A 1176-nucleotide genomic window follows, 5' to 3' on the forward strand; every position below is an offset into this window, starting at 1 on the left:
TTACTCGATGATTTTCGACACGACGCCGGCGCCGACGGTGCGGCCGCCTTCGCGGATGGCGAAGCGCAGGCCGTCTTCCATCGCGATGGGCGCGATCAGCTCGACGGTGAAGCCGACGTTGTCGCCAGGCATGACCATCTCGGTGCCTTCGGCCAGGGTCACGGTGCCGGTCACGTCAGTGGTCCGGAAGTAGAACTGCGGACGGTAGTTCGCGAAGAACGGGGTGTGACGACCGCCCTCTTCCTTGGTCAGGATGTAGGCTTCGGCTTCGAACTTGGTGTGCGGGGTCACCGAACCCGGCTTACACAGAACCTGGCCACGCTCAACGCCGTCACGGTCGATACCGCGCAGCAGGGCGCCGATGTTGTCGCCCGCTTCACCGCGATCCAGCAGCTTGCGGAACATTTCAACACCGGTACAGGTGGTTTTCTGAGTGTCGCGGATGCCGACGATTTCAATCTCGTCGCCAACGTTGATCACGCCACGCTCGACACGACCGGTCACAACGGTACCACGGCCCGAGATCGAGAACACGTCTTCGACCGGCATCAGGAACGGCTTGTCAACTTCACGCTCGGGGGTGTCGATGTAGTCATCAACAGCCGCCATCAGTTCCTTGATTTTCTCTTCGCCGATTTCCGGGTTGTTGCCTTCCATCGCGGCCAGAGCCGAACCTGCGATGATCGGAACATCGTCGCCGGGGTAGTCGTAGCTGGACAGCAGTTCGCGCACTTCCATCTCAACCAGTTCCAGCAGCTCTTCGTCGTCAACCTGGTCAACCTTGTTCAGGAACACGACCATCTTCGGGATGCCAACCTGGCGGCCCAGCAGGATGTGCTCGCGGGTCTGCGGCATCGGGCCGTCAGCTGCGTTCACAACCAGGATCGCGCCGTCCATCTGGGCAGCACCGGTGATCATGTTCTTGACGTAGTCGGCGTGGCCGGGGCAGTCGACGTGCGCGTAGTGGCGGTTGTCGGTCTCGTATTCCACGTGGGCGGTCGAGATGGTGATGCCGCGCGCTTTCTCTTCCGGCGCACCGTCAATCTGGTCATACGCTTTGAAGTCACCGAAATACTTGGTGATTGCTGCGGTCAGCGTCGTCTTGCCGTGGTCAACGTGGCCAATCGTGCCGATGTTGACGTGCGGTTTTGTACGCTCAAACTTTTCCTTTGCCAT

1 protein-coding gene is annotated in these 1176 nt (G+C 60.5%); it reads right to left on the minus strand.

Annotated features, from left to right (window positions below; genetic code table 11):
* On the minus strand, positions 1-1176 hold a 1176-nt coding region (gene tuf, locus AC2TEL_RS21620), incomplete at its 5' end, for an elongation factor Tu (RefSeq protein WP_480841073.1).

Source organism: Ruegeria sp. HKCCD9138, from assembly GCF_057220975.1.